This window comes from Serratia sp. Res13-Sevr-LER1-36-b, assembly GCF_015673035.1.
Lineage (GTDB): Bacteria > Pseudomonadota > Gammaproteobacteria > Enterobacterales > Enterobacteriaceae > Chania > Chania fonticola_C.
In genome coordinates this window covers 169,882-195,197 of the sequence record NZ_JADACK010000018.1, presented here as the reverse complement: position 1 = coordinate 195,197, position 25,316 = coordinate 169,882, and the positions used below count along the sequence as shown (strand labels likewise).

The window sequence follows — 25,316 nt, the reverse complement described above, 5'->3', positions numbered from 1 at the left end:
TTTTCTAAATATGGCTCCTCTGACTGGACTCGAACCAGTGACATACGGATTAACAGTCCGCCGTTCTACCGACTGAACTACAGAGGAATCGTGTGAACGGGGCGAATAATAGCGGTGCCGATGGGGCTTGTAAAGCATGAAAATGCACAAATGTTCCGTTTGTCGAGGTTGTGAGCAAATTGGCTTATTTTCCAGCAGGTTAAACTTTATCACCGGCAGGCAGGTCGCCATCATTGCAGACCGAGGCATTTTGCGAGTTAATCCTGATTTTTGCGTGGTGTTGATATTTTAAAGAGCAAACCCAAGAAAGTTCCTAATTATAAGGTGGGGAAATGGGATTTTTTACTAAGATGTTTCCTGTAATTTGTGTGGATTGTTCCTAATAATCAGTGGGGGAAGTCAGCTTAAGGATTATCATCAAGTCCTGTATTTTTGACGCAACAATCAGAGTGCCTCGGATAAATCTTTAGATTGCACTGCCGCTCTAGAAAATCACCCGGATGCGAGTGGAGTAAATCGCCAAAAAATGCGTTTTTAATAATATAAACATCTATTTTCAATCATGGGTAATAGTCATTTCCATTCGGAAAAATGGGGTTCCGATGATAGCGGTGAATATCGTCAGATTTCCATGTATGTTATTGTTTTTAATATTATTTATTTTATGGCTTTGCGGTTTTTTTTACCCAAAAACCAGAGTGAATGCTGTTGTATGCGGGAGAGTGTCTTGGTCCTTCCTGGCGGCAAGCGCCGTTTTTGCCCCGCAACTCGGCGTTCAAGCTCGCTTGCGGAGTTGCTGGATATAAAAAATACCAGTATTATTTTGCACTTCATAAACGTCGTGGGCATGTTAAATCGCGGGCAAATTGCAGGCGCATTATTGCGCTATGCAGGTCACCGATGAAACCCGGTTAAGTATTCGTTAAGTTAATTGGCCATGGCGAACGTTGCAAGCGTCGGGGCAATGAGCGGCCATAGTATAGTTCCAGTGAATGTTTGCTACTAAAGAGCCACCTCTATATCATTGCAGAAAAATGCACATATTATTTATCCAGGATATAGCCGATCTTGTCTGAGTTGACTATCGGTAACGGAATTTTTTGAAAGGAATTTTCGATGATAAGCACCCAAAAGAACCTCTGTTTAGGCGTAATACTGTGCAGTGGTGTGTTGTTGGCAGGATGCCAGAAAACCGCACAGACCCGTTCGCAAGAAGACTCGCCAGCGACCACCGTACAAGCTCCCCCTCAGCAGATCAGCGTGTCCCCGCCACCCCAACCGGCTGCCGTAGAAGCCAAAACCAGCAAAATTGGCCTTTGCCAAAGCGAGTTGGCGTCACTCAAGCAGGTTAATCCGAAGGCTTACGCGGTCAAGCAGGCCAACTTTAACCGTCTGGTGAACAATGCCTCGGTTTATAGCGCGGTACGCGGCGATGTCAATTCGACAACCAAAGACACCCTTGATGCGTTGTACAAATACAAGACCAATCAGTTATGTGCCGAGATCGAACGTGACGTCCTGCAAGGCTTGATCCAGAGAGGGGAAAGCGTGAAATGAAACGCAGGATATATTGCGGTGCCTTGTTGACGTTGGCGTTACCGCTAGGAGTCGTAAGGGCTGAGGAGGTGGTTACTCCCGATGCCCATGCGTTGAATTCACTGGAAGCGATCACACGCCAGGTGGATGAGGCTCCGGCACTACTGTTTCTAACGCCTTCACAACTGGATACAGCAGAACCTGCAGGACCCAAAAGCAGTAAACCTGCCAGCAGCAAGCCTAACGCACTGGCAAAGTCGGCGGACGAGAGGGGCAGTGAGCGTATTCGCGAGATGAAGACGCTGCAGGCAACCATCAATCAGCTGAAAGCCAAAGTCACCAGTCAGGAAGCGGCTCTTGAGCAGTTGCGTAAAGCGCAATCTCGGTCAGCGGGCTCTTCTGCAGAGTTGGCGCGTCTGCAACAGGCCATTGAGCAAAGCCAGCGGGAAAATACGCGGCTGCAGCAGCAGCTTGCCGCACAGGCCAAGGAAAGCGAGCGGCAGATGCAGCAAATGAAGCTGCAACAGCAGGAGCAACGTAACAGCTCGCAATTGCAGCAAGAGTTGGCAGCGCAAACCAAAGATAACGAACAAAAAGCGCAACAGATCAAGCAACTGCAGCAAACGTTACAGCAAAATCAGCAGGCCATAGCCCAACTGCAGGATCAACTGTCAGCGCGTAGCAAAGAGAATGAACAGAAGTCCCAGCAGGCGATGGCGAAGCTGCAGGATCAACTGGCTGCCCAAACCAAAGACAGCCAGCAGAAAGCCGAGCAGGTGAAACAGTTGCAGCAGGCTGGTGCCAAGTTGCAAGAGCAACTGACGGCGTATGCTAAAACTAACGATGAAAAAGCCGAGCAGGCCAAGCAACTGCAGCAAAATCAGCAGGCGTTGGCGAAACTGCAAGCACAGTTGGCTGCCCAGGCAAAAGACAGTGAACAAAAAGCCTTGCAGGTAACACAGCTGCAAGATCAACTGTCAGCACGTAGCAAAGAGAATGACCAGAAGTCCCAGCAGGCGATGGCGAAACTGCAGGAGCAACTGGCTGCCCAAACCAAAGACAGCGAGCAGAAAGCCGAACAGGTGAAGCAGTTGCAGCAGGCTGGTGCCAAGTTGCAAGAGCAACTGACGGCGTATGCTAAAACTAACGATGAAAAAGCCGAGCAGGCCAAACAGCTGCAGCAAAATCAGCAGGCGTTGGCGAAGCTCCAAGAGCAGTTAGCCACACAGACCAAAGACAGTGAATACAAAGCCCAACTGGTCAAACAGCTGCAAGAACAGCTGACGACACGCAACAAAGAATCGGCGCAAAAAAACCAGCAGGCGATGGCAAAGCTGCAAGAACAGCTGGCCGTCCAAACCAAAGACAGCGAGCAGAAAGCCGAACAAATTAAGCAGTTGCAGCAGGCCAGCGCCAAGCTGCAAGAGCAACAGATCGCGGCTCAAACGAAAACTACCGATGAAAAAGCCCAGTTGGCTACACAGCTACAGCAAAACCAGCAGGCATTGGCGAAGCTGCAAGAACAGTTGGCTACCCAGACCAAAGAGCGTGAGCAAAAGGCCCTGCAGGTAACACAACTGCAAGATCAGTTAGCGGCGCGCAGCAAAGAGAACGAGCAGAAGACTCAACAGGCGATGGCGAAGCTGCAAGAACAGCTGGCTGCCCAAACCAAAGACAGCGAGCAGAAAGCCGAACAGGTGAAGCAGTTGCAACAGGCGAGCGCCAAGTTGCAGGAGCAGTTGACGGCACAAGCCAAAGTTAACGATGAAAAAGCCCAATTGGCTACACAGCTACAGCAAAACCAGCAGGCGTTGGCGAAGTTGCAAGAACAGTTGGCTGCCCAGACCAAAGAGCGTGAGCAAAAGGCCCTGCAGGTAACACAACTGCAAGATCAGTTAGCGGCGCGCAGCAAAGAGAACGAGCAGAAGACCCAACAGGCGATGGCGAAGCTGCAAGAACAGCTGGCTGCCCAAACCAAAGACAGTGAGCAGAAAGCCGAACAGGTGAAGCAGTTGCAACAGGCGAGCGCCAAGTTGCAGGAGCAGTTGACGGCACAAGCCAAAGTTAACGATGAAAAAGCCCAATTGGCTACACAGCTACAGCAAAACCAGCAGGCGTTGGCCAAGTTGCAGGAACAGTTGGCCGCTCAGACCAAAGAGCGTGAGCAAAAGGCCCTGCAGGTAACACAACTGCAAGATCAGTTAGCGGCGCGCAGCAAAGAGAACGAGCAGAAGACCCAACAGGCGATGGCGAAGCTGCAAGAACAACTGGCTGCCCAAACCAAAGACAGCGAGCAAAAAGCCGAACAGGTGAAGCAGTTGCAACAGGCGAGCGCCAAGTTGCAGGAGCAACTGACCGTGCAAACCCAGGGTCTTGATGAAAAAGCCCAGCAGTTAAAACAACTGCAGCAAAACCAACAGTCGTTGGCAAAACTGCAAGAACAGTTGGCCGCTCAGACCAAAGACAGTGAGTTGAAAGCCGAACAGATGAAGCAGCTGCAGCAGACCAGCGCCAGGCTGCAGGAGCAGTTGACCGCGCAAACCAAAGATAATGAGCAGAAAGCGCAGCAAGTGATGCAGTTGCAACAAAATAAGCAAACCGTCGCAGAGTTGCAGGCACAGCTAGTTATCCAGACCAAAGACAGCGAGCAAAAAGCCGAGCAGGTGAAACAGTTGCAACAGGCCAGTAGCAAACTGCAAGAGCAATTAGCCGCACAAACCAAAGCCAATGATGAGAAAGCGCTACAGCTGAAACAGCTGCAACAAAACCAGCAAGAGCTGGTCAAGCTGCAGGCTCAGTTAGCTACTCAGGCTAAGGACAGCGAGCAGAAAGTGCAGCAGGTCAAACAGCTGCAGGAACAGTTAGCCGCTTCCAGTAAGGATAATGAGCAGAAAGCCCTGCAGGTGAAGCAACTCCAGCAAGGCCAGCAAGAGTTGGCCAAGTTGCAGGCTCAACTGGCTGCACAGGCCAAGGAGAGCGAACAAAAAGCGCTACAGGCCAAGCAGTTGCAGGAGCAATTGGCGCTGAATAACAAAGATTTCGTGCAACAAGCTCAGCAAATGAAGAAATTGCAGCAAGAGCTGCTGACGTTGGCGAAACTGCAAGATCAACTGACCGTGCAGACCAAAGACAGTGAACAGAAAGCGCAGCAGATAAAGCAGCTGCAAGAACAGTTGACGGTTTATGGCAAAGATAACGATCAGAAGGCTCAGCAGGTTAAACAACTCCAGCAAAGCCAGCAGGAATTGGCGAAGTTGCAGGAGCAGTTAGCCGTTCAGACCAAAGACAGTGAGCAGAAAACGCAGCAGATTGCCCAGTTGCAGCAGGCTAGTCAGCAGGAGAGTGCCAAGCTGCAGGAGCAGTTGGCCGCTCAGACTAAAGACAGCGAGCAGAAAGCGCAGCAGATCGCTCAGTTGCAGAAGACGGGTCAGCAGGAAAGTGCCAAGCTGCAGGAGCAGTTGGCCGCTCAGACCAAAGACAGTGAGCAGAAAGCCCAGCAGATCGCCAAGTTGCAACAGGCGAGTCAACAGGAGAGCGCCAAGCTGCAGGAGCAGTTAGCCGCTCAGACCAAAGACAGTGAGCAGAAAGCCCAGCAGATCGCCCAGTTGCAGCAGGCGAGTCAGCAGGAGAGTGCGAAGCTGCAAGAACAGTTGGCCGCTAAGACTAAAGACAGCGAGCAGAAAGCCCAGCAGATAGCCCAGTTGCAGCAGGCAAGTCAGCAGGAGACAGCCAAACTGCAAGAACAGTTGGCCGCTCAGACCAAAGACAGTGAGCAGAAAGCCCAGCAAATCGCTCAGTTGCAGCAGACGAGTCAACAGGAGAGTGCCAAGCTGCAAGAGCAGTTGGCGGCACAAACCAAAGACAATGAGCAGAAGGCGCAGGAACTTGCCCAGCTACAGCAAAAGCTGACCGCAGCCGAGAAAAAGCAAACGGCTGGCATGTCGGTGGTCAAGGAGCCTAAAACGCAGGTTGAAAAACGCGATTATGCGATCGGCACCGCGTTGGGTAATGACATCCTGGATTTGCTCAACAGCAAAAAGACGCAGGGTGTAGACGTGAACCGCCAACTGGCGCTGGCAGGCGTGACCGATGTGATCAATGGCCAGACCAAACTGGCCAAAGAACAGATTGCCAAAGCCTTGTATGAAAGTGAGTTGGAGCTGAACGATCAGCATAAAAAGATCAAACAGCAGAACGAAAAGCAAGGCAGCAGCTATATCGATAAGTTCAAGAAGCAGCCACGCGTTGTTCAGTCTAAGCAAGGCTTCTATTACCGCATCGATTATGTTGGCGATAGCGTGATTGGTGAGGGTGATACCGTCGCCGTGGTGGTTAAAGAGAGCTTGACCAACGGTAAAGTGATCAAGGATATGGATCTGGCTGGCACTTCAATTTCGCAGCCGCTGAGCGCTTACCCACCGCTGTTCCGCGAAGCGCTAGGCAAGTTGAAGAACCACGGTAACATGACGCTGGTGGTGCCGCCTGAACTGGCCTATGGCGAGAAAGGCATGGCACCGGATATTCCACCGGGCGCGACCATGGTCTACAACGTACGCATACTGGATGTGATACCGGCCTCCGAGCAAAAAGCTCCGTAACCCAATAACAAACCCGCCAGACGATTGGCGGGTTTTTTTAGCTGAACCACGCTGGGGACTGGTAATGCCCCAGCGTGGTGCATCGTCAGGCTTTACCCCTTCATCCAATCCCGCCTTATCGCTACCTTTCATTATTTTTTAATCACTTAGACTGATAACACACCGCTTATTCTGCCTGGCCCGTTTTTTGCTGTAGTTGCAATAGTTGATATTAAATGCAGTTAACCGCAGCTAGGAGCCACGATGAATTTCAGACGCTTGAAGTATTTCGTAAAGATCGTCGATATCGGCAGCCTGACCCAGGCGGCGGAGGTGTTGCATATTGCGCAGCCTGCGCTGAGCCAGCAAGTTGCCACCCTGGAAGGGGAACTGAAACAGCAATTGCTAATCCGAACCAAACGAGGAGTGATGCCCACAGAGGCTGGCAATATTCTTTATGCGCATGCGCAAACCATTCTTCAGCAGTGTGAGCAGGCCCAACAAGCGGTGATCAGCAGTGGGGAAACGCTGGCTGGGCAGGTGGCGATCGGCCTGGTGCAAGGTAGTGCGGCCTCGCAGTTGGCGCTGCCGCTGTTGCAAGCGGTACGCGATCGGCACCCTGGGATTTTGCTGAGCCTGCATGAAAATATTGGTAATACGTTGAGCCAACAGGTGGCGACGCAGGCTCTGGATATGGCGGTGATGTACGGGCAGAATATGCCACCGAATCTGAGCGTTACGGCGTTGGCGAAAGAAGATTTGTATCTGGTCGCAGCGAGAAGTATCCCTCATCCGGGCAACAGCATCGATTTATCGGCGGTGAGCCGGTTTAATCTGTTCTTGCCACGTGAGGGGGACGTGGTGCGCGACCTGGTCGATGAGGCTCTGGCGCTGCGCCAACTCACGGCGAATGTGATTGGTGAGATCGAATCACACAGCATGCTTTGCGCTGCAATCGCTAGCGGGATGGGTGCGACGATCCTGCCAGAATCGATTGCCAGGGCAATTATCGGCCCTGCCAAGGCCTGGATGATCCGCCTCAATGCTCCGGCGCTTTCGATACCGCTGGCGTTAGTGGTTTGCGGCCAAAAGCCGCTCACTGCGGCAGCGGGAGCGGTGAGGGAGATCCTGCTGGAAATTACCGCCAGCCATCATCAACCGACGCGAGTGCTGGCTTTGGCGCTGTAGGGGCGCCGCATTCGGCGCCCAGCCTTTGGATCAGCGGAACGGCGGCTCGTTGAAGGTGCGCAGTTTGCGTGAATGCAGGTGTTCACCCTCAGCTCGCAGCAGGTCGATGGCACAAATCCCGATCTGCAAGTGTTCCGAAATCGCGCCTTCGTAGAAACGGTTGGCCTGCCCTGGCAGTTTGATCTCGCCGTGTAGCGGTTTATCAGACACGCACAGCAGCGTGCCATAAGGCACTCGGAAGCGATAACCCTGCGCTGCGATGGTGGCGCTTTCCATATCGACGGCGACGGCGCGGCTGAGGTTAAAGCGCAGTGCGGAAGCCGAATAGCGCAGCTCCCAGTTGCGATCGTCGGTGGTGACCACCGTACCGGTGCGTAAGCGCTGTTTTACCGCTTCTCCCGGCATACCGCTTACCGTTTTGGTGGCGTCATACAGCGCGCGCTGAACTTCCGCGATGCTTGGGATTGGGATATCCGGTGGCAGCACTGAATCTAAAACATGATCGTCACGCAGGTAGGCGTGGGCCAACACGTAATCGCCAATCGACTGGCTTTCCCGCAGGCCGCCGCAGTGGCCAATCATCAGCCAGGCATGGGGGCGCAGCACTGCCAGGTGATCGCAGATGGTTTTGGCATTGGAAGGGCCAACACCGATATTGACCAGCGTGATCCCTTGGCCATCGTTGGCGATCAGGTGATAGGCGGGCATCTGGTGGTTTTTCCAGGCCAGATCGGACACCGTCTGCTCTGGATTTGGCGTTTCTGCCGTTACAAAGTTTCCACCGGCGCAAGACAGGGCGATATAGGGGCTGGCCGGATCCGCGATCTGGCTACACGCCCAGCGGACAAACTCATCGACATAGCGCGTGTAGTTGGTGAACAACACAAAGTGCTGAAAATGTTCCACTGGCGTGCCGGTGTAATGCCGCAGGCGGGCTAGCGAGAAATCGGTCCGCAGTGCGTCGAAATGGGAGAGTGGAAAATGGTTGGCAAAAGGAGACAGGCCGTCTGCATTTTCATCGCCAATCTGCGCCAGTTCGGTAGTGGGGAAATGCTTGGTAAGCCCGGCACTCATGGTTCTGTCCAAGGCCAGATCGGAGCCGTCAATCACATAAGGGAAGGGGATCTCCTGTTGAGAGGGAACCACCTCGATTACGGCGGCATATTCACTGGTCAGCATGGCTAGCTGTTCGGCAAGATAAGGGCGGAACAACTGCGGCCGGGTGATGGTGGTGGTGTAGCTGCCGGGCCGGGTAAAACGGCCATAGGCGCGGGTTCTTGGATGATCGGGATGCTCACCGTCCCAACGCACGCGCAGTTCCGGGTAGGAAAACAGCCCCGAGGCTCGGGCCTGCGCCTCTGGCAGGGTGCCATCCGCGATAAATTGTTTGATGGCAGCGCGTAAGGCATTGACCGATGCGTCATACAGTACTTCGAGTTGGTCGATGGCTTGCAGGGCAGTCAGCGACTTTTTTTCAGGGGTATTCATTGTTTTTCCTCGGTTCTTGCGATACCCCAGCATAGCGTAAAGCGTTGGCCGAATGAATCTATCTGCGGTAGGACTCGCGCGAAGTAGCGATAAGGTTCAGGGAGCTTTATTGCTGAAAAACCTCAATTGGCTCGTGAGATAGGGGCGCTGAATGCTGCGCCCACTCATATAATGACGCCAAACTAAAAACTAAAGCGTAACCAGGCAAACAGCACGTTGCCGTTGTTGTAGGTACCAGGGATATAGGTGAACTGAACGGTTGCTTGCTTATAGCTAGCGGAGAACAGTGGCAGCACGATCGGCAATGGAATGTAGTTGCCGAAATCTTCACGTGCGGTGATCCCCGCCGTTACACCAAACCCAAGGCGGAAATCTTGATTCTGATCCAGATACCAGCCCTTTTCCCAGCCATAGCCGACAATCGGCTGCCACTCATTGTGGGAGTCTTTAAACATCATCGCGTACAGGGCACTCCAGTCGCCTTCTTCGTTATAGCGGGATATCCCAAAGCCGCCGCCCCATGGCATCTCATTGTAATGGTCCGTCTCGTCGTACATAAAACGGGCGTGCCAACTGATAAACGGCAGATAAAGATCGTGGTATTGCGGGTCTTCCCAGGTTTGTGCGACACCGCTGGTTAAAGAGTTCCACCAACCCGAGACCCGCCCGGTGCTGGGTTCCGGTTCTGCTGCATGAGTTGGCGTGGTTAGCAACAACAGCCCCGTCCAGACCACTGCAAGAAACGTCCGCATAGCGTGCTCCTTTGATGAGTAATGGCCAATATTATTCTGTTTACGACGCAATTTTTTTCTTTATAGGTATCACATCAGCAGTAGTACCCTGACAAGTTAAAGTCTAGCCGATGGCTGGCGCTTTTCTGGTAATCGTTAAAATTCATTGGCTGGTTTGTGGAGCGGATGGAGAGGAGGGGGACGAGGAGGGGCGCTGCATATAGAGCGCCCGCTTAGAGAAATTACAAACCGCGTTGGTCCATCAAAACAGCCAGATCAACCAGACGGTTAGAGAAGGCCCATTCGTTGTCATACCATGCGAGGATCTTCACCAGATTGCCGCCGATGACCAGCGTAGACAGCCCGTCGATAATTGATGAACGAGGGTCACCCTGATAGTCGCTCGATACCAAAGGCTCATCGCTGTAGCCCAAGATATCTTGCAACGGACCTGAGGTTGCCGCTTTGCGAAATGCCGCGTTCACTTCTTCTACCGTCACTTCACGTTTGAGCGTGACGGTCAGATCAACAATAGACACCACGGGTACTGGCACCCGCAGTGAATAGCCGGTCAGGCGTCCGTCCAATTCCGGGATCACTTTACCGAGCGCTTTAGCCGCGCCGCTAGAATAAGGCACGATAGACAGTGCGGCGGCACGGGCTCCGCGCAGATCTTTTTCCGGTTGATCGTGCAAGGCCTGGCTGTTGGTATAGGCATGGGTGGTGTTCATCAAACCATGTTCAATACCGAAGCTTTGGTGCAGAACCTGTGCAGCCGGTGCCAAACCGTTAGTTGTACAGCTGCCATTGCTGACCACTTTATGCAAGGCGGGATCGTATTTCTCATGGTTGACACCCATCACGACCGTGATGTCATCGTCTTTACCAGGCGCAGATAAAATCACCCGTTTTGCGCCACCCTTGGTGATGTGTACTTCAGCTTTGGCTTTGTCGGTGAAGAATCCAGTGGCTTCGATAACTACATCAACACCCACGCTGCTCCATGCAATAGCGCCTGGATCGCGCTCGGAGAAGACGTGGATGGTTTGGCCATCCACGAGTAACTGCCCTTCAGAGGCTTCAACACTGGCGGCCAATGTGCCTTGCAGCGAGTCGTATTTCAGAAGATGAGCCAGGGTTTTGCTGTCGGTCAGGTCATTGATTGCCACTACCTGAAAGTCATTGCGACCCAGCGCGGCGCGCAGTACGTTTCTGCCAATTCGACCAAATCCATTAATGCCTACTTTGACCATGATGTGCTCCTAGGTGAGTTATCTGGTTCCAAAATAGTGCGTGGGTGATTTGGCGTAAATGACAAAAAACAATCAATTTAGGACATGTTGCGAGCGTGAAAACGCTCTCGATAATCTGACGGTGTGAGTTGTAGATTTCTTTCAAACACGCGACGCAGGTTGAGGCTGTTGCCAAAACCCGTGGCGCTGGCGATTTGTTCGAGCTTATCCGAGCTTTGTTCCAGGTGTTGCCGTGCTACGTCGAGGCGGACTTCTTCCACATACTTGGCGGGGCTGATCCCGGTTTCACGGGTGAAAACGCGGGTAAAATTCCTTGGGCTCATGGCCACGTGTTCCGCCAGCCTTTCAACGGATAAATCGCCGGACAGATTTTGCAGTATCCACGTTTGCAGGTCACGGATTGGGCCAGGCGAGCAGGCTTGGCTGAGCAGAAAACGGCTGAACTGAGATTGTCCTCCGGGGCGGCGCAGGAACATCACCAAGTCTTGGGCGACATCGCGCGCTAACGTGAAGCTGTGATCGTCTTCCACTAAAGCCAAGGTGAGATCGAAGCCCGAACTGACGCCAGCGGAGGTCCAGATATTGCCGTCCTGAAGATAAATCGGGCCTTTCTCAACGTGGACGCTGGGGAATTGAGCTTGCATCGCTTCCAGTAACCGCCAGTGCGTGGTGGCACGGCGCCCATCCAGCAGACCGGCCTCAGCCAATAGCCACGCACCGCCGCAAATCGATACGATCCGCCGTGCATACGGCGCAGCCTGACGCAGCCAATTGACGACGATATCGCTTTCCTCAACGCTCATACCTCTGCCAGTGATCATAATGGTGTCATGCGGCAGCGTAGGGTCAAGGTCAGCGAGACGATGATCGGCCAGTAGATTCAGCCCCGAGCCCCCATGGATCACGCGGTGCGCCTGGGTCGTGGCAATCGACACCCGATACGGTGGTTGCGCGGCATCCGTCGGCCTCAAGCGGTTGGCTTGCATCAGGATATCGGCAATGCCCGTAGGCTCGAATAACATGCCCCCTTCGGGGACGATAATCAAAAAGGTGTGCATGTCCTTAAAATACAAATTAGACAAAATAAGTCAAGCGTGGGCTGTGTGGGGGGGAGGGTGACGGACAAAGTGGCAATGTTGACTTTTAGGGGACGAACATGTTCCAGCGTAGGGGGCGCCGCATGCAGCGCCCACTTGGCTTAGTATGAGATCCCGGGGGGATTTACTTCGGATACTGCAACGCCTTCCCCTTGCTCACCCCAGCGCGCCAGCACCTGTTGATACTCACCTTGCGCTATCGTACCGTCTAGCGCTGCCTGTAGGGCATGAACCAGCCCGTTGCCCTTTTTGGTGGTGGTGGCCACATAGGCTTTCTTTGGCCCCAGCCCGACCACGCGGGTTTGGCCCGTCAGCGCTGCTTTGTAGGCGGCTACCGACTGCGGGCCGAACATGACATCTGCCCGTCCAGACTGAATATAAAGATTGCCTGAGGCGTCATCGGTCAGATAAATCGGCTGTGCGGGTTTCAGGCCCTCACGTTGATTCTGCTCGTTCCAACCCAGCAGAATTCTCTCCTGGTTGGTACCGGAGCCGACAATCACCCGCAGCCCCGCCACATCCTCGGGCTTACTGATAGATTGAATATCGCTGGTCGATTTGACCGAGAACGCCAGTGAGTCAGCGCGATAAGTGGCAAAATCAAATTTGGTCTTGCGCTGTTCCGTGACGGCAATGTTGACTAGCGCAACGTCATAGCGGCCAGAAGTGATCCCCAGTGGCCAGTCTTCCCAGGCGGTTGGGATCAACTTCAGCTTTAGCCCCAGGCTGTCGGCGAGTAGCCGCGCAACGTCCGGATCGCTGCCGATGCGCGTTTTATTGTCGCTGGCCAACAGCGCTAGCGGTGGTGAATTGAGCGCGGAGATGGCTACCGTCAGCGTCCCTGGCTCTACGAAGCGGTAATCTGCTGGGATCTTACTGATGGCCTGCGGATTTTTAGCTGTGCGGAGCGGTTGTTCATTGGCAGCCAGATCGATATTCCCTTGTGCCAAGGCGACGGAACTGAACCAGACCAGCGCCAGAAATGTATATTTCATTTTTTCCCTTAAAGGACTTTAGATAAGAATTGACGGGTGCGAGGGTGCTGCGGGCGTTTGAGCACCGCCTCGCTGTGGCCTTGTTCAACGATCTTGCCATCAACCATAAACACCACCTGATCGGCTACCTCCCGGGCAAAACTAATCTCGTGCGTTACCACCACCAGCGTGGTACCGGAGCGGGCAAGCTTCTTGATAACGTCAAGCACTTCCCCCACCAGCTCCGGGTCCAGTGCAGAGGTGGGTTCGTCAAACAGCATGACGCGCGGGCGCAGTGCCAGTGCACGTGCAATCGCAATGCGTTGCTGTTGGCCGCCAGACAGATGACGCGGCCAGGAATCGGCTTTATCGCGCAGGCCCACCACATCTAACAGTTCAAGCGCTTGCTTAATGGCGTCCTGGCGGTTCAGATGACCATGGGCGATTGGGGCTTCAATCAGGTTTTCCAGCACGGTGAGGTGCGGGAACAGATTGAAGTTCTGAAACACATACCCTACGTTGATGCGCTGACGCAGGATCTCTTTCTCCTTCAGTTCGTAAAGCTTATCGCCCGACAGACGGTAGCCGATGTAGTCGCCATCAATCTGAATAAAGCCTTCATCAACGCGCTCCAGATGGTTAATGGTGCGTAACAGCGTCGACTTTCCTGAGCCGGACGGCCCGAGGATCACCGTTACCGACCCGGGTGGAATTTCCAGAGAAACGTTATCCAGCGCCTTATGACGGCCAAAAGCCTTGCTGACGCCGGTAATGGAGATGTGGCCTTGGGTGTTATGCGATGGGGACATGGATCACCTCCGGTGCAGTTGGGGCAGTCTGATGCGATGGGTTCTGTTTGCCCGCTTCCTGATTAACGGCGGAGCGGCGTTCGCTGCGTGCCAACCAGCGCTCGACGACGTGTTGCAGCAGCGATAACACGCTGGTGATTGCCAGATACCAGACGGCACCCACCATCAATAGGGGGATCACTTCCTGAGTGCGGTTGTAAATCATCTGGATGGTATAAAACAGCTCTGGCATGGCTAAGACGTAAACCATCGCAGTCCCTTTGGCGAGGCTGATAATTTCGTTGAAACCGGCAGGCAGAATGGTACGCAGCGCCTGAGGTAGAATAATACGCAAGGTACGCCGCCAGGCGGGTAAGCCTAGCGCAGCTGCGGCCTCATATTGACCGTGATCGACACCCAGAAAACCACCGCGAATGATCTCTGCCGTATAGGCACTTTGTACCAGCGTTAACCCCACCACTGCGGTGGAGAACTGGCCGAGCACGTTGATGGTGGCAAAGCTGCCGAAAGCAATATCGGTAAAGGGAATGCCGATGGAAAGCCGCTCGTACAGGTAAGAAAAGTTGTACAGAATAATCAGCACCACGATCAGCGGTAGAGAACGGAACAGCCAGATATAGCCCCATGCCAGGCTGTTTAACAGCCAGGAGGACGATAGCCTCGACAGCGCGAGCGCACCACCGATGATCAGGCTGAGTACGGTGCCTAGCAGCGTCAGCAGCAAGGTCTGCGCTACCCCCGAGAGGATCACCGGATCAAAGAACCAGCGGGCAAAAACCGCCCATTCCCAGCGAGGATTGAAGGCGATCGACTGGACGACGATCGCCAATACAAACAGCGCCACGACGGCCCCAGCGGTGCGAAGCGGATAACGCGCCGGAACCACTTTAATGCTGGAAGATGAATTCATCGGTGGGTTCCTCAGGCAATATTGCTTTGACTGGCGAAGGTCAGCGTTTTGATAAAACGCAGGCGGCCGTCATAGGGCGGTACGCTGTACTCTTCATGGTCGCGGTGAATGTCGAACTGCGGTTCGTATCCTTGCCCCAGATAAAGCTGCACGGCTTCCGGCTGGCGAAATCCGGTGGTGAGATAGACGCGGCTATAACCCGCCAGCAAGGCACGACGTTCCAGTTCCCGTACCACACGGCCCGCCAGGCCCTGTTGGCGCAGTGACGGATGTGTCCAGATACGTTTCAGCTCTGCGGTATGCGGGTCAAAAGGTTTGTATGCACCGGTCGCAATGATTTCGCCATCACGCTCCAGCACCAGAAACAACCCCTGCGGCGGCAGATACCATTGCACCAACTCCACTTCGGCATCGCGGGAGAAATAGTCGCCATAGCGGGCGGCATATTCGCCGAATAATCCGTTGATAATCGGTTGCAACTCTTTGGCTTCAGGCGAAACATCACGAAATACGTCACTCATGTGGCCCCCTTAATCGCCTAATCCTGCCGGGTTGATCTCGGAGGCCGAAAGGCGCTCAATGCCTTCTCCCCAGCGGTTAAGCACTTTTTCATAATCCCCATTGTGGATAACGCCATTCAGCGCGGTTTGTACCGGTGCTACCAGGCCGCTGCCTTTTTTCAGCGTCACGGCGATATGTGCCGCTTTTGGCCAGCCACCGTCCACACTCCCGGCCAGACGGGTTTTGCCAGTGAGTGCCGCCTTCCAGGCTCCAGTCACGTTCGGGCCAAAGAAGGCATCGGCGCGCCCAGACTGCAGTGCCAGCGTTTGGGCTGCGTCATCTTTGGTATAAATTGGGGTAAAAGGCTTCAACCCTTTCTGCTGATTTGCCTGATCCCAGGCCAGAAGAATGGCTTCCTGGTTGGTGCCAGAACCGACGATAATGCGCAGCCCGGCAATGTCTTCTGCCTTCTCAATGGACTTGATCGGGCTATCGGACTTAACGTAGAACCCGAGGGAATCTTTACGGTAAGTGGCGAAGTCGAACCTCTCTTTGCGCTCCTTGGTAACGGTAATATTGCTGATAGCGGCATCATATTTGCCGGAATAAACGCCAAGTGGCCAATCCTCCCAGGAAGTCGGAACGACGTTAAGTTCCAGCCCCAGGCTATCCGCTACCAGGCGGGCGATATCGACCTCGCTGCCCAATAGCGTTTTGTTATCTTCGGCAAACACAGTCAGCGGCGGCGAATTGAGCGCTGACACCGCGACGGTGAATTTACCAGGGACGGCAAAGTGATAACCCTGCGGCAATTGGGCCACCGCCTGCGGATTGATCTTGGTATTGATCGGCGCTTTGTTCGCCTCAAGGCTGACGCCCGCGCCGTTAATCGTCACACTTTGTGCCCAGGCGGCAGGGCTAAGCGCCAGCGCCAGGAGTAATAGGGTTTTCTGCATAGCGTTGTCTCTTTTATCGTTATTGGTTTATTGCGGTGCGAACTGGTTGGCCGGCGAAGTCAGACCCAAACTTTCACGCAATGTCGTGCCCAGGTATTCCGTACGGAAAAGGCCGCGCGCTTGCAGTACGGGCACCACTTCATCGACAAAACGCGGGAAGGTATCTGGCGTACCGCCCTGGATAATAAAACCGTCTGCTGCAAAGGTTTCGAACCAGTGTTGCAGGCCATCGGCAACCTGTTGCGCCGTACCGTGAAAGCGTGGGCGGGGAGTTGCGGCTTCCAGCGCTACCTGGCGCAACGTCAGGCCACGTTCGCGGGCATTACGCTTGATTTCATCGGTGGTGCTGCGAAAGCTGTTTTGCCCGAGTTCACCCACATCGGGGAAGGGCGCATCCAGAGGGTATTGGCTGAAATCGTGGTGCTCAAAATAACGGCCAAGGTAGTTGAGCGCGTCTTTGATGGAAACCAGGGCTGCGGTCACCTGATACTGGCGTTCAACATCCTCGGCATTTTTTCCGACAATCAGGCTGACACCCTGGAAAATATGCAGTTCCTCCGGGCTGCGGCCAAAGCGTTCAAGCTGGCTTTTTACGTCACGATAAAACTCCTGTGCCGCCTCCAGCGTTTCATGGTGGGTGAAAATAGCATCAGCATGGCGCGCCGCTAATTTCTTTCCATCATCCGAAGCGCCAGCCTGAAATATAATGGGGCGACCTTGTGGCGTGCGGCCAATATTCAGTGGGCCAGCCACCTGGAAAAAATCACCGTGGTGATCCAGCGTGTGTAATTTAGCAGGATCAAAATATTGGCCTGTGGCTTTATCGCGAGTAAATGCATCTTCTTCCCAAGAATCCCAAAGTCCTTTCACCACATCCAGGTATTCATCGGCAATGCGGTAACGCAATGCATGCTCAGGATGCTTTTCGCGGGAAAAGTTCTTCGCCGACCCTTCCAGCGGTGAGGTCACTACGTTCCAGCCAGCTCTGCCGTTGCTCAGATGGTCCAGGCTGGCAAATTGACGAGCCACGGTGAAGGGGTCACTGTAGGAAGTCGATACGGTGCCCACCAATCCCAAACGGCTGGTAATGGCGGCGAGTGCAGATAATACCGTCAGTGGCTCAAAGCGATTTAAAAAATGTGGTATGGATTTCTCATTAATGTAAAGGCCGTCAGCCACAAACAGGAAATCAAGCTTTCCCTCTTCGGCCTTGATGGCCGTATTTTTCACAAAGTCAAAATTAATGCTGGCATCTGCCTGTGCTGCCGGGTGTCGCCATGCAGACATATTGCCAGACGCGCCGTGTAATATTGAACCCAGGCGCAGTTGTCGTTTTAAAGACATGTTTACCCCTCATTTTCAGACAATAGATTTTCCAAGGGATATAGATCCCCTTGATATTGATTTACTCTGTCAGATAGCTTGCAGCGCTCTTTCGGCCAACGCCGAAAAATAGCGTGCGGCATCTTCAATCAAGGCTTCATCAGGGCTAAATGCCGGGTGATGCAGGCCGTATTCACTGGCGCTGCCGATGCTGACAAACGCCCCGGGGATCTGGTGCAGATAGGCGGCAAAATCCTCGCCCCCCATATGCAAGGCGGCGGTCTGGGTTTTATACCCTTCAGCCTGAGCGACTTCGGTTGCAAAGGCTGCCCATTTTTCGTCGTTGATCAGCATGGTCGGTCCGGCAAACCACACCACCTCAATCTCTGCGCCGAAAGCGGCAGCCAACCCGGCTGCAATCTGCCGGATATGCCCTTCAACCTGGCGCTGAACATCGGCAGAGTGCGTGCGTATCGTGCCCTCTAGCTCAACCTTTTCGGGTAACACGTTCCAGGTATTACCGCCTTGAATTCGGGTTACGCTGACAATGGCGGACTCCAGCGTATTAATGTTGCGGCTGGTGATGTTCTGAAACGCCGTCACCAGTTGGCTGGCCAGTACTATCGCATCTACGCCCTCATGAGGACGCGCCGCATGGGCTCCTTTGCCTTTCACGCCAATCACGAAGCGATCGACGTTGGCATAAAAAGGCCCCCCTCTGGTGGCGAAGGTTCCGACCGGCAGACCGGGTTCATTATGCATGCCAAAAATGGCGCTCACGCCCTGCAGAACGCCAGCCTGTATCAACATCCTGGCACCAGTGAAGTTTTCTTCCGCAGGTTGAAACAGCAACCGTACCCGGCCAGTAAGCTGCGCTTCACGTGCTTTCAGCAGCAATGCCGCCCCCAGGATCACGCTGCTGTGAACATCATGTCCGCAGGCATGCATAACCCCCTTATTGCGTGAACTGAAAGGGGCTCCTGTCGCTTCCTCAATCGGTAAGGCGTCAATATCCGCACGTAAGGCGATGACGTTCTCGCCTTGGCCGACCTCGGCCACAACACCCGTAGCGAGATCATACGGCAGTAGACGCAGCCCGGCGGATTCGAGCCAGTGGCGCAGCCGCGCGGTGGTGGCGATTTCCTGTCCGGAAAGTTCCGGGTTGCGATGCAGCTCGCGCCGCCAGTCAATGAGTTGCTGTCCAAATGTCATCTTTTACCCTTTAGGCGGATTCATTTTCGGTGGCGTAGTTCGCAATACCTTCTGCGAGCAGGCGTAATGAAGCGATCCGCGCCGCTCCCTCGGCGATCGGGGTATCAATGATGAATTCGTCAATTCCAAACGTCTGCTGCAAGGCGGAAAGCTCTGCACGGACGGTTGCGGCGGTGCCTTTAATCAGCGAGCGGGTACGTTGTTCAATCAGTCGGGCTGGGCTACCCGCCTGGCGTGCAAAGGCCTGGGCCTGAGCTTCGCTGGCCACGGTCACACGCTGACCATTCTCAAGCTCAACCCCCCATATCTCCCCCTGAGCCGCCAGCGCGGTTGCCTCAGCTTCGCTCGCGGCCACAATCACCTGCACGGCCACCAGCGTGTCGCGTTGGCTGTGGTTTCGCCAGGTAGTAAGGACTTCCCTCATCAGGGACTTATCGCCATTAAGATGAGCCGCGAAAACGAAATTCCAGCCCAGTTGTGCCGCCAGCAAAGCGCTCTCGTTGCTGGCTCCTAGCAGGAAACGGTCTGCAATATGCGACGGGGTGGGGGTGGCTCGCACGGCTTCATCTCCTTCGTCTGTGGCGGGCAACGAGAGCCAGTTATCAAGCTGCGCAAGCTGGTCGGCAAACGAGCCTTTCTCTTGCTGATGAAGACCTTGTTGCAGCGCTTGAGTTGCCAATGGCAATCCGCCCGGGGCCTTACCCACGCCAAGATCGATACGGCCAGGTGCCAACGAGGCCAGCAGGTTGAAGTTTTCAGCCACCTTATACGGGCTGTAGTGCTGTAGCATTACGCCGCCTGAACCCACGCGGATATGGCGAGTCTGGCCAAGGATCCAGGCAATCACCAGTTCCGGTGAAGGGCTGGCGAGGTGAGGAGTATTGTGGTGTTCAGCAATCCAGAAACGATGATAACCCCAGGTTTCGGCCTGTTTTGCCAGGTACAGCGTGCGCTGCAAGGCATCAGACGCGGTTTCCGTTGCTGCAACCGGGCTTTTATCCAGCAGGCTGATTCGATAAGACATGTCATACACTCGTTCCAATTAACATGGTTTTATTATTGGAACGCCGGGCAGGCTGGGGGAAACAATTTATTTACATTTGGTTAGCTAAATAGTGGGAAAGCATCAACAACAAAGCCCATCATCAGGTGACGCAGTAGTCAACTTTTAACGCCGATTTATTCAACAAAGTCACATGTATCTTGAAAATTATCAGGTATATTATAAATTTGACAATACAAAGGAGTTAACAATGAACAATCCATACAAAGAATGTAAAACGTATGAAACATCTAATTTTATTATACGCCTTATTTCAATAGATGATGCAGAAAGTCTGTTGAAATGCTATTCGGATGTTAACTCTAGACCTCATTTCAATTCGGATATGTGTGCTGGCAACTTCAATTTTAATACGATAGAAGAAATGAAAAATTCAATAATAGGTTGGCTTGGTTGTTATGATCGTGAGGAGTTTGTAAGATTTTCAATAGTGAATAAAGAAAAAAACCTTGCGGTAGGAACTATAGAAATGTTTGGATCGGTTGGTGCTTATAAGGTTAACACAGGGGTTTTGAGATTGGATATATTGTCATGTTATGAAAATGAAATATACCTAAATGAAATTTTCCTCTTGTGTGCTGAAAATTTCTTTGAAGAGTTTGGTGTTGAAAGCATAATCACAAAAGCTATTCCGTTAGCTAAAGGAAGGATAGATTCGCTGGTGGGGCTTGGATTTGAAAAATATGAATTTCCAGATAGGGAGAATTACTATGCACTGTCTAAAAAGACAACTGTTTTAAACGGCTAGTGTTGAAGTATTTATTTGTGTTCATGATGAATTATTACGTTTGAAGTTTAACGGTTATAAAAATGATATATGGTAAAGGTCATTGAGTTATACACATATCCATGGTCAGAAAAACCAGTGAACCTGGGGCCCCAGGATCCGTCGCAGAGGGGGGATCTGGCCCAGGAGCAATAACCTGATTGCTTCTGGGCCATTCGTTATATCCAGCCTCTGGAACGGAAGTCGAGCATGGTTTTTGCAACAAACGCCATTTCCTGAGGTGTCCCTAGCGAAATTCGGCACCAGCTTTGCGCAGGTGGGAATGCCCGACCAATTAGAATCCCTGCATCTTTCATGTGCTGCTGATAGTCTTTCAGTGATACATCCAGCTTATGAAATACAAAATTTCCCTCGGAAGGCAGGTAAGGGATTTTCAGCGTATCCAGGGCCTGTAGCAAAATTTGTCGCGAGGTATCATTGCTTTTTTTGCTGTAGTGGATGAAGGCTTGATCATCCATTGAAGCTAAAGCGGCATCTACCCCGCAGAAGTTGATCTTTTCTCCTGCAACATAATTTTCAAGACGGGCAATCACTGTCGGGTGTGCTACCACATAACCGACACGCATTCCGGCCATGGCAAAAATCTTCGAAAAGGTTTTCAACAGAATCACATTATCGGCACCCTGTTTTACCAATGGTGAAACTGAACGAAAACGGGGGTCGTTAACAAATTCCGCATAGGCTTCATCAACAATAAATATCGTGTTAGCCGGTTTGCTATTAATCCAGGGTTCGATCAGATCGGCCGGAGTAATCGTTGCAGTCGGATTGTTGGGATTGACCAAATAGACTAGCGATGGGCCTTTATGCTTTTCCACGGCTTGTTTTAATCCATTGATATCAAATTGCCACCCATCAAGCATCGGTACTTTCGTGATTTTCATACCCGCAATGACGGCGAAATGTTCACCGTCGCCGTAAGTCAGCTCCGGGATCACCAACTGTGAGTCCGGTGTGGCATACGCTTCTATCGACGCACGTATACCTTCTGAAGAACCCGCAGTCAGTAAAATGCCAGTTTCTGGTATCTGATACTGATTGGCTAGCTTGTGCCTTAGGGTGATTATTTCTTCTTTGGCATAACGATTGGCTTTGGTGACGGCATCACGCGCGGCAGCCTGTGCCTTGGGTGACATGCCGAGCGCATTTTCGTTAAAGTTAATACGAATGGGTTTATCGGCAGTAGGAACAGCGAAGGTATCACTTGCGGGTAGTTTTTCTGCCAATGTAGGGTGGCTAAGGCCTGCCAATGTGACAGTGCCAGCTAGAGCTACCGAGAGTTTTAAGAATTGACGACGCTGTGCATTTACCACAGTGTGTGTTGACATAACGTTTTCTCCTTGTCGTAAAATAACTGCAAGGCGATCACGCAGGAATCATGCCAGTTTTCAATTTATTGATTTATCGATATTTATACTATTGGGCACACTATTTTGCACCACGGTGAACGCAAGATTGCACCATGATGCATGTCTTCAGACTTCCAGACGGTGCCAGCTTGCCCGCGTCATCGGCGATTCGATTCGGGGTGGCATTGCTTCAGAGATAGCAAAAAGCCCGCTTAGTTGCCTAAGCGGGCTTTTCTAAATATGGCTCCTCTGACTGGACTCGAACCAGTGACATACGGATTAACAGTCCGCCGTTCTACCGACTGAACTACAGAGGAATTGTGTGAACGGGGCGCATCATATCCAGCCGTTCAGATCGTGTCAACGCAAAATTGATTCTGGGGGTGCGACAGCTCATCATCTGAGCAAACTCAGTCCCGTTGTGGCTCGCTGTCTGCATACCAACGCTGCAAACGGGCCAGCGGGTTTTGTTTGTAGAAGCGGCAGAAGTGCTCGTACAACGCGGGGAAGCGGTTGGCCAGCAGCTCTGGGGCGCTAAAGAAATACTCGGAAAGCACGGCAAAGCACTCTGCCGGATCGCTGGCGGCGTAGGCATCCATGCTGGCAGCTTCTTCACCCACCATATCGATTTCATCCTGCAGGTTTTCCATCGCGGCGTGTAAATCGTATTCCCAAGCGGCGATATCGCGCAGCGGGATTGGGGGCACGCCGGTAGCGGTGCCGCCATTACGCATATCCAGCTTGTGCACCGCCTCATGGATCACCAGGTTGAAGCCGGAAAGGTCGAAGGAGTCTTGCACGTCTAGCCAGTTGAGCACGATAGGTCCCTGCTCCCAGCTTTGGCCCGCTTGTACCACCGGCCCGGAATGCACCAGACCAATATCATCCTGCCATTCATCTTCCACCACGAAGGGGGTTGGGTAGAGCAGGACTTCGTTAAAACCGTCCAGGCATTCTGCCCCCAGTTCCATCACCGGCAATGCAAACAGCAGGGCAATACGCGCCTGCATCAGGGATGTCAGTTCCAACCCTTGTAAAGGCACGATGCGTTTATTTTGCAAAATCTGGCTGGCAACCGCTACCAAACGCCGCTGCTCTTGCTCATCCAACGGTGAGAGTAGGGGGATGGACAGAGCTTCCTGCCAGTCGGCAAACGTTTCCGCCTGCGCTTGATTTGCTTTCCACGGCCATTTAATCATTGCGTTGCTCTAAGGGTCACTGGAACATTCGGCTGGGGCTGATAGCGTCAACATGCCGCAAAAGGGGGCTCTATAGCAAGCGTTTCACGCAGAGATAACGGGGTGGCGAACGGGACGGCCTTGCACACTGTCAGGGCTTTGCCCACTGCGAGGATTTAAAACCCTCTCTGCGCTACTATTCAATCACTTACGCTTAAGTTTGTCTGTGACCAAAGTCCCGAAGAATAGAATCCGAAGCGTTAAATAAGCAATTTTATTCAAATGGGCTTAATGGAGCTCAAGCGGTGATCCCCGCAGTAGCGCGGGGATCGACGTGCGCTACTTGGCTGCGGCTTCCTCTGCCTTTAGTATTTTGTGTAACTCATCCTTGATATGTAGCTTCTCTTTTTTCAAGCGGACTACCTCGTCAGAGTAGCCGTTGCCTGCCGGTCCTTCTAACCTGGAGATTTGGTGGTCGAGTTGGTTGTGCTTATCAAACAATGACTGGAAGCGGGGGTGGCTTGATTTCAGGTGCGATATTAACTCACGGTATTCTGGAAACATACTCAAGCTCCTTTGAGTCAAACTGTACACTGGAGGGCTTCTCCACTTTCACTGTAACCCAGCGTGGATTTATTTAAAATGGCGCTAGCTAGCAAAAATAGATCCTGCTGTGCAGATTGATGACAGCGTGGCAATGTTGCTGAATGGGGATGGGCGCCGCATACTGCGCCCGCTTAGCTTTCTACGTGATTTTGCCAAATACCCGTGCGTAACGTTGCCGGAGAGAACTCAACGTTTCTGCCGCGCCAGCCCAGTGCCTGGCGAAAACGCCACGCACTGGTGATATCAAACCGCCAGTAGCGCTCGGCACCTTCGACGGCTGCATTTTCTGCCTGCCATAAAATCTGGGTTTTCCCCTGCAAATGCAGAATGTCCCCGTGTGTAAAATCGATAAACAGTAGTGCAGCCCGTGGCTGAGCCAACAGATTACCCAGCGTGTTCATATAGCGGTTACCGCGAAAATCCGGCATCCACAGGGTTTCACCAGCCAGATGGATGAACCCCGGTTTACCACCGCGATGCGAGATATCCACGCCACCTTGCGCTAAATCACCGTGAGCATAGCTGGCCACAAAGCAGGTATCCGCCTGTTGGATCAACTGCCGGGCCTGATCATCTAACGAACTCAACGGCTCAATGGGTGCGGCAACGCTCGGCTCGGCGAACAGCTCTCGCCGTTGAATGTACTGCGGGCAGTTGCCAAAGCTTTGTTGCACCGCAATCTCCACGCGGTTTTTGTCCGTGCGGCTAATGACGCCGTTAACCCGGTTGCGCCTGCGGTTACTGAAATCTAATCCTAATGCGCCGACGGGCTGGCCGGGATAGAGTGCGGCCTGAGCAGGATCGTCCGCACGGCGTGGCGAAACGATCCGCAAATGTGTTTCATCCGGCGATCGCAAAAAACCGGCGGGGCCACTGAACAACGTAGCAACCGGCCACTGCCGCTCATCCAGAGTGGCAACAAACAGGTAGGGCAGATGAGCGAAGAACTCGCGATGTTGCTCAGGCATGGCGGTGTAGATATTCCCGCTCACCGCATCAAAACCGGCCAGAACCTGAGCCAACTGCTCATCGGGGTGAAACATGGAGGAAGACATGTTATTGGCCTACAGCCTGGTCAGGCAGGGGTAACGCAGGCATACGGAAGAACCCGGGCAGAGCGGCAATACGATCTAACCAACGCTGGATTGCCGCGAAGGTCTTGAGGGAAAGCCCACCTTCTGGGGCGACCGCCACGTAGCTGTAACAGGCCAGATCGGCAATCGTCGGCAAAGACGTTGCCAAAAACTCGCGTTCTGCCAAGTGTTGCTCTAACTGGGCTAAAAAGCGTGCGCTGATGGCTTGTGCAGACTGGTAGTTCTCTGGCGCAGAAAATTGCACCACCATCCGGCAAGATGCGGGGCCATAGCGCACCTCTCCGGCCGCTTTGGAAAGCCAGGCTTGCACCTGGGCGGCCGCCAACGGATCTTCTGGCAACCAGTGGCTATCTGGCGCATAGCGTTTCACCAGGTACACCATGATGGCGTTGCTGTCGGTCAATACCTGCCCATCGGCCAATAATACCGGGATCTGCCCAATGGGATTAAGCCGCAGGAACGCCTCGCTTTGGCGCACCGTTGCTGGGGCTTCGCAATACTCATAAGGCAGCTCGAGCATCCGCAGCAGCAGCTCGACGCGGTGGCAATGGCCAGAGGCCGGGGTGCCGTACAGTTTCAACGTTTGCATAGTGAGTCTCCTTATATAGTCTTCCTGATCAGAATACTCTTGCGCCAGATGATGGGTATCCGGGAAGATGGCAATTGATAATTTCACTTGGCGGA

20 protein-coding genes, 2 tRNA genes and 1 pseudogene are annotated in these 25,316 nt (G+C 53.1%); 5 read left to right on the top strand and 18 right to left on the bottom strand.

Annotation, left to right across the window (positions count from 1 at the left end; genetic code table 11):
* Nucleotides 1–11: 11 nt before the first annotated feature.
* Nucleotides 12–87, bottom strand: a tRNA-Asn gene (locus IMQ33_RS12640).
* A 475-nt stretch (nucleotides 88–562) separates the two neighbouring features.
* Here IMQ33_RS12640 and IMQ33_RS12635 point away from each other — a divergent pair.
* The 4 genes from IMQ33_RS12635 (at nucleotide 563) to nac (ending at nucleotide 7,301) form a co-directional block, all read left to right on the top strand.
* A complete protein-coding gene (locus IMQ33_RS12635; RefSeq protein ID WP_196061918.1) occupies nucleotides 563–904 on the top strand; it encodes a hypothetical protein in 342 nt (113 codons plus the stop codon).
* Between the two features lie 212 nt (nucleotides 905–1,116).
* Nucleotides 1,117–1,557 (top strand): hypothetical protein, encoded by a 441-nt coding sequence (locus IMQ33_RS12630; RefSeq protein WP_065683298.1) that lies wholly within the window; start codon nucleotides 1,117–1,119, stop codon nucleotides 1,555–1,557.
* A complete protein-coding gene (locus tag IMQ33_RS12625) occupies nucleotides 1,554–6,134 on the top strand; it encodes an FKBP-type peptidyl-prolyl cis-trans isomerase N-terminal domain-containing protein (protein WP_196061917.1) in 4,581 nt (1,526 codons plus the stop codon). Before IMQ33_RS12630 ends, IMQ33_RS12625 begins: the two co-directional genes overlap by 4 nt.
* 243 nt (nucleotides 6,135–6,377) lie before the next feature.
* Nucleotides 6,378–7,301, top strand: a complete 924-nt coding sequence (gene nac / locus IMQ33_RS12620) for a nitrogen assimilation transcriptional regulator NAC (protein ID WP_098930622.1) — start codon at nucleotides 6,378–6,380, stop codon at nucleotides 7,299–7,301.
* A gap of 30 nt (nucleotides 7,302–7,331) precedes the next feature.
* Here nac and IMQ33_RS12615 read toward each other — a convergent pair whose 3' ends face one another.
* The 11 genes and pseudogenes from IMQ33_RS12615 to IMQ33_RS12560 form a co-directional block, all read right to left on the bottom strand.
* Nucleotides 7,332–8,789 carry an AMP nucleosidase gene (locus tag IMQ33_RS12615; RefSeq protein ID WP_196061916.1) on the bottom strand — a complete coding sequence of 486 codons (1,458 nt, stop codon included), beginning with the start codon at nucleotides 8,787–8,789 and terminating at the stop codon, nucleotides 7,332–7,334.
* Between the two features lie 182 nt (nucleotides 8,790–8,971).
* On the bottom strand, nucleotides 8,972–9,541 hold the full coding sequence (gene pagP / locus IMQ33_RS12610; RefSeq protein WP_083196292.1) for a lipid IV(A) palmitoyltransferase PagP: 570 nt from the start codon (nucleotides 9,539–9,541) through the stop codon (nucleotides 8,972–8,974).
* Between the two features lie 221 nt (nucleotides 9,542–9,762).
* Complete coding sequence (gene gap / locus IMQ33_RS12605) at nucleotides 9,763–10,773, bottom strand: type I glyceraldehyde-3-phosphate dehydrogenase (protein ID WP_065683302.1); 1,011 nt, start codon at nucleotides 10,771–10,773, stop codon at nucleotides 9,763–9,765.
* Nucleotides 10,774–10,850: 77 nt separating this feature from the next.
* Nucleotides 10,851–11,831, bottom strand: coding sequence for a GlxA family transcriptional regulator (locus IMQ33_RS12600; protein WP_065683303.1), 981 nt, complete (start codon nucleotides 11,829–11,831; stop codon nucleotides 10,851–10,853).
* Nucleotides 11,832–11,971: 140 nt separating this feature from the next.
* On the bottom strand, nucleotides 11,972–12,865 hold the full coding sequence (locus tag IMQ33_RS12595; RefSeq protein ID WP_196061915.1) for an ABC transporter substrate-binding protein: 894 nt from the start codon (nucleotides 12,863–12,865) through the stop codon (nucleotides 11,972–11,974).
* Between the two features lie 8 nt (nucleotides 12,866–12,873).
* On the bottom strand, nucleotides 12,874–13,653 hold the full coding sequence (locus IMQ33_RS12590) for an amino acid ABC transporter ATP-binding protein (protein WP_196061914.1): 780 nt from the start codon (nucleotides 13,651–13,653) through the stop codon (nucleotides 12,874–12,876).
* Nucleotides 13,637–14,563, bottom strand: coding sequence for an amino acid ABC transporter permease (locus IMQ33_RS12585; protein WP_196061913.1), 927 nt, complete (start codon nucleotides 14,561–14,563; stop codon nucleotides 13,637–13,639). Before IMQ33_RS12585 ends, IMQ33_RS12590 begins: the two co-directional genes overlap by 17 nt.
* 11 nt (nucleotides 14,564–14,574) lie before the next feature.
* Nucleotides 14,575–15,084 (bottom strand): GNAT family N-acetyltransferase, encoded by a 510-nt coding sequence (locus IMQ33_RS12580; protein WP_065683305.1) that lies wholly within the window; start codon nucleotides 15,082–15,084, stop codon nucleotides 14,575–14,577.
* A 9-nt stretch (nucleotides 15,085–15,093) separates the two neighbouring features.
* A pseudogene (locus IMQ33_RS26175) lies at nucleotides 15,094–17,364 on the bottom strand (NtaA/DmoA family FMN-dependent monooxygenase).
* A gap of 69 nt (nucleotides 17,365–17,433) precedes the next feature.
* The gene (locus IMQ33_RS12565) at nucleotides 17,434–18,555 is read right to left on the bottom strand and encodes an amidohydrolase (protein ID WP_065683308.1); all 1,122 of its coding nucleotides are present in this window, start codon (nucleotides 18,553–18,555) and stop codon (nucleotides 17,434–17,436) included.
* 10 nt (nucleotides 18,556–18,565) lie between these two features.
* A complete protein-coding gene (locus IMQ33_RS12560; protein WP_196061911.1) occupies nucleotides 18,566–19,579 on the bottom strand; it encodes an LLM class flavin-dependent oxidoreductase in 1,014 nt (337 codons plus the stop codon).
* Nucleotides 19,580–19,808: 229 nt separating this feature from the next.
* Here IMQ33_RS12560 and IMQ33_RS12555 point away from each other — a divergent pair, with 229 nt between their 5' ends.
* A complete protein-coding gene (locus IMQ33_RS12555; RefSeq protein WP_196061910.1) occupies nucleotides 19,809–20,366 on the top strand; it encodes a GNAT family N-acetyltransferase in 558 nt (185 codons plus the stop codon).
* A gap of 197 nt (nucleotides 20,367–20,563) precedes the next feature.
* On the opposite strand, the gene IMQ33_RS12550 is transcribed toward IMQ33_RS12555, so the two are convergent.
* From IMQ33_RS12550 to IMQ33_RS12525, 6 genes are all read right to left on the bottom strand, one after another.
* Nucleotides 20,564–21,733, bottom strand: coding sequence for a histidinol-phosphate transaminase (locus tag IMQ33_RS12550; RefSeq protein ID WP_196061909.1), 1,170 nt, complete (start codon nucleotides 21,731–21,733; stop codon nucleotides 20,564–20,566).
* 262 nt (nucleotides 21,734–21,995) lie between these two features.
* Nucleotides 21,996–22,071 (bottom strand) — tRNA-Asn (locus tag IMQ33_RS12545).
* Between the two features lie 93 nt (nucleotides 22,072–22,164).
* Nucleotides 22,165–22,953, bottom strand: coding sequence for a DgsA anti-repressor MtfA (gene mtfA, locus IMQ33_RS12540; protein WP_065683312.1), 789 nt, complete (start codon nucleotides 22,951–22,953; stop codon nucleotides 22,165–22,167).
* 318 nt (nucleotides 22,954–23,271) lie between these two features.
* Entirely contained in the window at nucleotides 23,272–23,496 is a 225-nt protein-coding gene (locus IMQ33_RS12535) for a YdcH family protein (RefSeq protein ID WP_021180872.1), read from the bottom strand.
* A 173-nt stretch (nucleotides 23,497–23,669) separates the two neighbouring features.
* Nucleotides 23,670–24,593: a pyridoxamine 5'-phosphate oxidase family protein gene (locus IMQ33_RS12530; protein ID WP_196061908.1), complete on the bottom strand. Its 924-nt coding sequence runs from the start codon at nucleotides 24,591–24,593 to the stop codon at nucleotides 23,670–23,672.
* Between the two features lies 1 nt (nucleotide 24,594).
* Nucleotides 24,595–25,221, bottom strand: a complete 627-nt coding sequence (locus IMQ33_RS12525; RefSeq protein WP_121607206.1) for a glutathione S-transferase family protein — start codon at nucleotides 25,219–25,221, stop codon at nucleotides 24,595–24,597.
* Between the last annotated feature and the right edge of the window lie 95 nt (nucleotides 25,222–25,316).

What these genes read in the sequence shown, in the direction of transcription:
- IMQ33_RS12625 (WP_196061917.1), top strand. Translation starts at nt 1,554, where the DNA reads ATGAAACGCAGGATATATTGCGGTGCCTTGTTGACGTTGGCGTTACCG.
- IMQ33_RS12600 (WP_065683303.1), bottom strand. Translation starts at nt 11,831, where the DNA reads ATGCACACCTTTTTGATTATCGTCCCCGAAGGGGGCATGTTATTCGAG.
- IMQ33_RS12555 (WP_196061910.1), top strand. Translation starts at nt 19,809, where the DNA reads ATGAACAATCCATACAAAGAATGTAAAACGTATGAAACATCTAATTTT.
- IMQ33_RS12525 (WP_121607206.1), bottom strand. Translation starts at nt 25,221, where the DNA reads ATGCAAACGTTGAAACTGTACGGCACCCCGGCCTCTGGCCATTGCCAC.
- pagP (WP_083196292.1), bottom strand. Translation starts at nt 9,541, where the DNA reads ATGCGGACGTTTCTTGCAGTGGTCTGGACGGGGCTGTTGTTGCTAACC.
- IMQ33_RS12590 (WP_196061914.1), bottom strand. Translation starts at nt 13,653, where the DNA reads ATGTCCCCATCGCATAACACCCAAGGCCACATCTCCATTACCGGCGTC.
- IMQ33_RS12615 (WP_196061916.1), bottom strand. Translation starts at nt 8,789, where the DNA reads ATGAATACCCCTGAAAAAAAGTCGCTGACTGCCCTGCAAGCCATCGAC.
- IMQ33_RS12530 (WP_196061908.1), bottom strand. Translation starts at nt 24,593, where the DNA reads ATGTCTTCCTCCATGTTTCACCCCGATGAGCAGTTGGCTCAGGTTCTG.
- gap (WP_065683302.1), bottom strand. Translation starts at nt 10,773, where the DNA reads ATGGTCAAAGTAGGCATTAATGGATTTGGTCGAATTGGCAGAAACGTA.
- IMQ33_RS12635 (WP_196061918.1), top strand. Translation starts at nt 563, where the DNA reads ATGGGTAATAGTCATTTCCATTCGGAAAAATGGGGTTCCGATGATAGC.
- IMQ33_RS12560 (WP_196061911.1), bottom strand. Translation starts at nt 19,579, where the DNA reads ATGTCTTATCGAATCAGCCTGCTGGATAAAAGCCCGGTTGCAGCAACG.
- IMQ33_RS12535 (WP_021180872.1), bottom strand. Translation starts at nt 23,496, where the DNA reads ATGTTTCCAGAATACCGTGAGTTAATATCGCACCTGAAATCAAGCCAC.
- IMQ33_RS12580 (WP_065683305.1), bottom strand. Translation starts at nt 15,084, where the DNA reads ATGAGTGACGTATTTCGTGATGTTTCGCCTGAAGCCAAAGAGTTGCAA.
- mtfA (WP_065683312.1), bottom strand. Translation starts at nt 22,953, where the DNA reads ATGATTAAATGGCCGTGGAAAGCAAATCAAGCGCAGGCGGAAACGTTT.
- nac (WP_098930622.1), top strand. Translation starts at nt 6,378, where the DNA reads ATGAATTTCAGACGCTTGAAGTATTTCGTAAAGATCGTCGATATCGGC.
- IMQ33_RS12630 (WP_065683298.1), top strand. Translation starts at nt 1,117, where the DNA reads ATGATAAGCACCCAAAAGAACCTCTGTTTAGGCGTAATACTGTGCAGT.
- IMQ33_RS12550 (WP_196061909.1), bottom strand. Translation starts at nt 21,733, where the DNA reads ATGTCAACACACACTGTGGTAAATGCACAGCGTCGTCAATTCTTAAAA.
- IMQ33_RS12585 (WP_196061913.1), bottom strand. Translation starts at nt 14,563, where the DNA reads ATGAATTCATCTTCCAGCATTAAAGTGGTTCCGGCGCGTTATCCGCTT.
- IMQ33_RS12595 (WP_196061915.1), bottom strand. Translation starts at nt 12,865, where the DNA reads ATGAAATATACATTTCTGGCGCTGGTCTGGTTCAGTTCCGTCGCCTTG.
- IMQ33_RS12565 (WP_065683308.1), bottom strand. Translation starts at nt 18,555, where the DNA reads ATGACATTTGGACAGCAACTCATTGACTGGCGGCGCGAGCTGCATCGC.